This window comes from Streptomyces palmae (assembly GCF_004684805.1).
Lineage (GTDB): Bacteria > Actinomycetota > Actinomycetes > Streptomycetales > Streptomycetaceae > Streptomyces > Streptomyces palmae.
The window spans coordinates 1-6,762 of record NZ_SRID01000369.1; the positions used below are offsets into that span (position 1 = coordinate 1).

6 protein-coding genes are annotated in these 6,762 nt (G+C 73.0%); 2 read left to right on the forward strand and 4 right to left on the reverse strand.

Annotation, left to right across the window (positions count from 1 at the left end):
• Window positions 1-49 precede the first annotated feature (49 nt).
• Entirely contained in the window at window positions 50-787 is a 738-nt protein-coding gene (locus E4099_RS26870) for a DUF4232 domain-containing protein (protein WP_245245195.1), read from the reverse strand.
• Window positions 788-1,125: 338 nt separating this feature from the next.
• A complete protein-coding gene (locus E4099_RS26875) occupies window positions 1,126-1,410 on the reverse strand; it encodes a peptidase inhibitor family I36 protein (protein ID WP_135341717.1) in 285 nt (94 codons plus the stop codon).
• Window positions 1,411-1,686: 276 nt separating this feature from the next.
• Here E4099_RS26875 and E4099_RS26880 point away from each other — a divergent pair, with 276 nt between their 5' ends.
• Complete coding sequence (locus tag E4099_RS26880; protein ID WP_245245196.1) at window positions 1,687-1,953, forward strand: PadR family transcriptional regulator; 267 nt, start codon at window positions 1,687-1,689, stop codon at window positions 1,951-1,953.
• A complete protein-coding gene (locus E4099_RS26885) occupies window positions 1,950-2,696 on the forward strand; it encodes a hypothetical protein (protein ID WP_135341718.1) in 747 nt (248 codons plus the stop codon). Before E4099_RS26880 ends, E4099_RS26885 begins: the two co-directional genes overlap by 4 nt.
• Before the next feature lie 207 nt (window positions 2,697-2,903).
• On the opposite strand, the gene E4099_RS26890 is transcribed toward E4099_RS26885, so the two are convergent.
• Both E4099_RS26890 and E4099_RS26895 read right to left on the reverse strand, forming a co-directional pair.
• Window positions 2,904-5,132, reverse strand: coding sequence for a bifunctional serine/threonine-protein kinase/transporter substrate-binding domain-containing protein (locus E4099_RS26890; RefSeq protein ID WP_135341719.1), 2,229 nt, complete (start codon window positions 5,130-5,132; stop codon window positions 2,904-2,906).
• Between the two features lie 192 nt (window positions 5,133-5,324).
• Window positions 5,325-6,527 (reverse strand): NlpC/P60 family protein, encoded by a 1,203-nt coding sequence (locus tag E4099_RS26895; RefSeq protein ID WP_386390035.1) that lies wholly within the window; start codon window positions 6,525-6,527, stop codon window positions 5,325-5,327.
• Window positions 6,528-6,762 lie beyond the last annotated feature (235 nt).

The window sequence follows — 6,762 nt, forward strand, 5'->3', positions numbered from 1 at the left end:
CCGCCACACACCGTGGCGGGGTCGCGCCGCTGCTCCTCCGACCTGTGGGTCAGCCCACCTTGCCCACCGGGGCGAGGGTCAGCGACGTGCCCGAGCCGCTGCCGTCCGAGACCGGGAAGGAGCCGCCCGGCCAGTTCAGGGTCACGCTCTTGGTCTCGTTCGGCGGGGTCACGATGAGCTTCGAGGCGCGCCAGCCGCTGCCGCCGGAGGTGTTCACCGGGTAGCTGATGTTGAACGCGGCGGTCTCTCCGTCCGCGAGGGTGGTCGGCGTGGGCGTCTCGCTGCCCCGGTCGACGGAGACGGTGGTGCCGTCGGCGCCCTTGAGGTCGACGCCGGCGTAGCCGCTGATGGTGCAGTCCCGGCCACCGCTGTTCTTGAACGACACGGTGACGACGCCCTCCGAGTCGATGGTGTTGTCCTCCGCGTTGACCTCCAGCTCATCGGTGCGGCAGACGTCGATCTTGCCGTTGGAGTTGTTGCCGGTGCCCGCGACCGATCCCTTCGGCCCGTCGGAGTCGCCGGCGGTCCCGGAGCCGGAGGAGCCGCTGCCGCCGGTGCCGCTGCCGCCGGAGGAGCCGGACCCGCCGTTGCCGTTGCCGCCGCCGGTGCTCCTGCCCGCGCTGCTGGAGTTGGACGAGTCGGACCCCTTCCCCGCGCCGTCCGTGCTGTCGTCGCTGTTGCAGGCGGTCAGGGTGAGAGCGGCCAGCAGGGCGATTCCGGCGAGCGTCGGCTTGGCGAGGCGGTTGGGCTTCATGGTGTTCCCCGTAGTGGTGTGGGTGGTGTGCATGACTGAGGCGTCGGCTGAGCGGTGGCCGTGGGACGACCATCTTCGTTCCGGCCCGACCACTAGCGAAGCCGGTGCTGCCCGGCAGGGCAAGGCGCACCGGCATATGAGGGACGCTGGGATGCCCACACCGGCTCTGACCTGGGGAAAGAGAAGGTACTTGGGATGGGTGGATGGGATGCGGAGGGGCACCGTCCCCGTCTGAGACGATGCCCCGCCACCGGTTTCGTGCGCTGCGGCGCGCTCGCGGCGCACCTACCGTCAGCCGTAACAGCCGTCAGCCGTGACAGCCGTCAGCCGTAACAGCCGTCAGCTGTGACAGCCGTCAGCCGTGACAGCCGTCAGTTGATGCGGACGCTCTCGCCGCCGCCGATCTCCTCCTCCTGGCCCGGCATGAGCGTGGTGACGACCTCGCCCTGGCAGCCCGGCTCCGAGTAGACGACGGCCGTCTGGTTGGTCATATTGGCCACCGTTTCCATGGTGTCGGTGATGCAGCCGCCGGGGTTGGTGTGCGGCCGTCCGTTGATCAGCAGGACTCCCTGGGCGGCGGTGGCCGTCCCCGCCACGGACAGGGCCAGGGCCGCGGCCCCCATCACGGACGCGACGGTCATTCCGATGCGACGCACTCATGCCTCCAGCAAGTGGTGTCGAAGGAGGCGCCAACCGCCTCCCGGTACCTTGCTAGTGGCCAAAACTTGACCCCCGCTGGTGCACCACCTGAACGCGCCGGAGCCCGGTAACGTGAGTCGGTTCGGCGAGTGGGCCTCGGCGCGCGCCCGCGTACGCCACCGGGCAGAGCCCGCGTGATTGGCGTACTCGACATACGGTGGGCCCGGTGCTTCACTGGTGATATGGCATCAATGCGCCTTACCCGCCCGACACTTGAGGTACTCAAGGTGTTGATGGCGTCCACCCCCGACGATCGGGCATGGGGGCTGAAGATCTGCGAGGAGACCGAACTGGGGTCCGGGACCGTGTACCCCATCCTGGAGCGCATGCTCGACGCCGGATGGATCACCCGGACCGAGGAGACGGGCGAGCACCCGGGGCGTCCGAAGCGGTACTACTACGAACTCACCGCCGCCGGGCAGCGCGCGGCCCATGAGGCCCGGGAGCGCAAGCCCCGGTTCTTCGGACTGCGCACGGCGGCCGAGGGGGGCTCCGCATGAGCACCGGCGAGCCGCGCGGCGAGCGGGCGGTCCCCGCCGAGCTGGCTGTCGTCTCCGTCCTGGCACCGACGCTGGCCGGCGTGGCGGCAGTGATCTTCCTCCTCGTCGGCAGTGCGCTGCGGATGCTCGACGCCGCGCACTCCCTCGGCGGAACCATGGTCATGGCCGGCACGGTGTTCGCGGTGCTGACCCCCGCGATGTGCGTGGTAGCGGTGGTCGTCCTGCGGGCCACGGCCCGGCGCCGGAGTGCCCGGGCGGACGAGGCGGAGCCCGGGGCTCCCGCGAGGACCGGCCGGGCACGCGGCAGGGCGGCGCAGCGGACCCTGGACCTCGCCTCCCTCGTCGCCGGATCCCGCAGGGCCCACCTGAGGGACGAGTGGGCCGCGATCCTGGCCGGGGATCCCGAGAACGGCGTCACCCTCTCCCCGCGCCGCCGGATGGGCTACGCCCTGGGATTCCTGCTGGCGGCGCTCCGTATGCGGCTGCGCGACCTGACCGCCCCGCTGTGGCTGCCCGTCGACTGGCTGCTGTCGGTCGAGTCACGTACCCACGCGCTCATCACGGCGGTCGTGGGCGCGCAGGCCCTGTACATCCGGCACCAGGACGGGCTGCACGCCCTGGTCACCGACGGCTGGAGCTGGTGTGGCGCCTGCGCGGTCGCGCTGCGGCTGTTCACCGGCTGGCTCCGCCGGCTGCGCGGTATCGAACTGGCCTCGACCCGCGGGGACTCCGGGGAGAGGTAGCCGGTGCGCCGTGACCGGGCCGCGCTGCCGCGAGGTGACGCGGCCCGCGACCACCGCCCAGCCGTGACCGGGGCTGCCCAGCGGAGACGGGGGTCGCCGAGCGGCACCGGGGTCGCCGAGAGAAGTCCGGGGCCGCCCAGCCGAGAACGGGGTCGCCCCGCGGAGGCCGGGGTCAGCGAGCCCGAGCCCGCCCCGCGGAGGCCCGGGTCAGCGGCCCCGGTTGATCTCGGCCCGCTTCACCGCACCGTCCTCGATGTGCCACTTCCTGAGGATCCGCGCGTACTCGCCGTTGTCGATGAGGCGGTCGAGGGCGTCGCGGACGGCGTCGCGCAGGTCCCTGTCCGCCTTGCGCACCGCGATGCCGCTGAGCACGGGGTCGATCTGCTTGCCGGTGAGTTCGAGGGGGGTGCCCCCGGTGTGGGTGGCCGCGTTGTAGGCGGCCACCGGGAAGTCGTCGAGCCCGGCCGTGAATCGGCCGTTGGCGAGACCGTCGTAGAGCTCGTTCGCCGACTCGACCGGCTGGAGGTGCGGCTTCACGGAGGCCGGCAGCTGTTCGAGGTAGTCGAAGGCCGACGATCCGCGCATGGCGGCGACCTGCTCGCCGGCGAGGTCCCTGGGCCTTCGGATGCCCTTCGGGTTGCCCTGCTGGACGACGAGCGCCAGCCCAGCACTGAAGTAGTCGATCATGTCGACGCCGGAGCCGATCTTGTTGCCGGTCGAGGCGTCGATCCCCTGCTGACGGTCCTTGGTGTCGGTCATCGACGACAGGACCAGGTCGTAGCGGCCCGCGGCCAGACCGGCGAGGAGGGTGTCGAACACATCGTTGCGGAACGCGAAGCGCACCCCGAGTTCGCGGCCGAGGGCATCCGCGAGGTCGACATCGGCGCCGACGGGCTTGCCGTTCCGCATGAACTCCATGGGTGTGTAGGTCGGGTCGGTACCGGCGGTGAGGTAGCCCCGGTCGCGGATCTTCCGGGGCAGTCGGCTCGACGGCTTCGCGCTGGTCGAGGGGGCGGCCCCGGGGGACGGTTTCCCGGTCTCGCCCGCCGGCTTCCCGGTGCCGCCGGGCTTGCCCAGGGCGTCCGCCCCGCTGCCGCCGCCTCCGTCATCGCCCGGCCACAGCGCCCAGGTCAGCGCGCCGCCGCCGGCGAGCACCCCGGCCCCGCCCAGCGCGGCCAGCACCCGGCGACGGCTCGGCGACCCCGGCGCCCCCGGGGACACCGACGGTCCGGGCGGGTGCGGCGGACGGTCGAAGTGGTGCGGCCCCGGCGGGGGAGTGACGGGGGCGGGGCCGTACCCGCCCTGGGGCGAGGCGACGGTGTGGCCAGGGCCGTACGGTCCTGGTGCGGGAGCCGCGGGTGCGGCAACCCGCGGTGGGGCGGCGGGCGGTGGGGGCGCCGCCATGCCCGCCGCCATGCCCGCCGCCATGCCCGCCGCCATGTCCGCCGCCGGGCCGGTCGAGGGCCGGTGGAGCGGCGCTTTGGCGGGGGCGGCCTCGGCTCCGGTGGCGCCGGGACCCTGGGACATCGGCGGGGGCGTGGCCGCCTCGACGGCCCGAGGGTCGCTGAGCTGCGAGGACAGCCGGCGCAGCCGCACGGTGACCGACTCCGGCAGCCAGTCGGCGTACCCGCTCGGTTCGCCGATCCTGGCCATCAGGTCGGGCAGCGAGGGACGTCGCGCCGGATCCTTCTCCAGGCAGGCCGCCGCCAACTCCCGCAGGCCCGGCGGAAGCTCGTCCAACTGCGGATCCTCGTGCACGGTGCGGTACATCAACACCTGCGGCTCGGTGGTGCCGAAGGGGCCGCTGCCGGTCGCCGCGAACACGATCACCCCGCCCAGCGCGAACACGTCCGCCGCGCCGGTGGCCTTCGGTCCGCCCATGGCGAGCTGCTCGGGCGCCATGAAGCCGGGGGTGCCCAGCGCCGTGCCGGTCATCGTCAGGGAGGTGTCCGCGGCGGAGTGCGCGATGCCGAAGTCGATGACCCGCGGCCCCTGGGCGGTGAGCAGGATGTTCGAGGGCTTGAGGTCCCGGTGCACCAGACCGTGCGCGTGCACCGCCGTCAGGGCGTGCAGCAGCCCGGCCGTCAGCCGCCGTACCGCCTCCTCGGGCAGGGGGCCGCCGTCCTTCACGGCGGCGGCCAGCGATACGCCCGGTACGTACTCCGTTGCCATCCAGGGCAGTTCGTTCTGCGGCGCGGCGTCCACCACCGGGGCCACGAACGGCCCGCCCACCCGCTGGGCCGCGGCCACCTCGCGGGCGAACCGGGTCCGGAAGCCGACGTCGTCGGCGAGTTCGGCGCGGGCGACCTTGACCGCCACCGTCCGCCCGTCCGCCGAGCGGCCGAGATAGACCCGCCCCATGCCACCGCCGCCGAGCAGCCCGATGATCCGGAACGGGCCGATCTGCCGCGGATCCCCCTGCGCCAGCGGTTGCACCTGTACCCCCTGTGCCGTCGGTTCCGGACGGCAGTATCGCGCACCGGTCTCCTGGGCGTACGGGTCGCGAGCCGACGAGTTGCCGGGAACCACGGGCTGCCTCGGGCGGGCGTGCGGGGCGCGGGTGGGGCGGCCCCGCGGCGGGAGTGCCGCGGGGCCGCCGTGCTTCCCGAGCGCCTGGGGGCGCCGTTGTCAGGAGCAGGTGGGTACGCCGTCGAGCCAGGCGGGGCCCTGGATGTAGATGTTGGTGATCCAGGAGCCGTTGGACAGGCGTGACCAGGCGTCGTTGGTGTAGCCGTCGGCGGTGATGCGCTGGGCGTGCTTCTGGCAGGTGACGGTGATGTTGGTGGGGCCGGTGAAGTGGTCGACGACGGCGGCGCTGGTGTTGGGGGAGGTCCGGGTGCGGACGCTGGTGCCCCAGGTCTTGAACGCCTTGCCGCCGGAGCCGCCGGAGCCACCCGAGCCGCCGGAACCGGTGGAGGACCCACCGCAGTCCGGTACGCCGTCGAGCCAGGCGGGGCCCTGGATGTAGATGTTGGTGATCCAGGAGCCGTTGGACAGGCGTGACCAGGCGTCGTTGGTGTAGCCGTCGGCGGTGATGCGCTGGGCGTGCTTCTGGCAGGTGACGGTGATGTTGGTGGGGCCGGTGAAGTGGTCGACGACGGCGGCGTCGGTGTTGGGGGAGGTCCGGGTGCGGACGCTGGAGCCCCAGGTCTTGAACGCCTTGCCACCGGAGTTACCCGAGCCGCCGGAGCCGCCCCCGCCGGTGGGAGGCGTGGGCGTGCCGGGGGTCCCGCCGATGCGGATGGCACCGGCGTAGTCGCCCCCGGTGCGTACCGGAGAGACGCCGATCTTGGTGCCGGACTGCTGGGCCTCGACCATCTTGCCGTTGCCCAGGTACATCGCCACGTGGTGGATGCTTCCGTCGCCCCAGAACATCAGGTCGCCGGGGAGCAGCGGCGCGGTGCCCTGGGCCGCGCTGAACCGGGCGGTGGCGCGGGAGCTGCGGTACTGGCCACCGGAGTTGGTGTTGAGGATGTCCGAGCCGGTCGCCATGTAGTAGGCGTACCGCATCAGACCGGAGCAGTCGAAGCCCTTGCGCTCGCCGTCGTTGCGGCTCGCGGGGGTCTGGCCGTCGTAGTAGCCGTACGACGCGCCGGGGGTGGAGCCGTGGCCGCCGCCCCAGCTGTACCAGACTCCCCGCTGGGCACAGGCCGCCTCCACCGCGCGCTGTGCGACGGCCGAAGCGCCGGAGGAGAAGGCGGTGCAGGCGGCTCCGGTGTCGGGCGCCGCGTAGGCCGCGGCCGGCTGGGCCGACGCCGCGGTCAGGGCCAGGGCTATGCCGGCGGTCGCCGCCAGCGCGGCGGGGCGGCTGCGACGCAGCCGTCTCGTCATCAAGTCCATGGGGGGCTCACTTACGTGAAGGGGGTGGGGAAATCAGCCAGGGGGCTGGCTGACTGACGCGTCAGACTAATGGCCGCTTCGCCTGGTCGGAGGGGTGAAATCCAAGGCGTGGACAGGGAATTGCCGCCGTGGACGTGGCGCGATGCCGCCCCGGGGTATGGCGGGGTGCGGGCACCTGGCGTTGCGGTACCGGACGGCGACGCGGTGTGAGCGCGGGGCGGTGGGA

Excerpts from the sequence above, each read along its gene's own strand:
- E4099_RS26870 (WP_245245195.1), bottom strand. The coding sequence starts at position 787 with ATGCACACCACCCACACCACTACGGGGAACACCATGAAGCCCAACCGC.
- E4099_RS26880 (WP_245245196.1), top strand. The coding sequence starts at position 1,687 with ATGGCGTCCACCCCCGACGATCGGGCATGGGGGCTGAAGATCTGCGAG.
- E4099_RS26885 (WP_135341718.1), top strand. The coding sequence starts at position 1,950 with ATGAGCACCGGCGAGCCGCGCGGCGAGCGGGCGGTCCCCGCCGAGCTG.
- E4099_RS26895 (WP_386390035.1), bottom strand. The coding sequence starts at position 6,527 with ATGACGAGACGGCTGCGTCGCAGCCGCCCCGCCGCGCTGGCGGCGACC.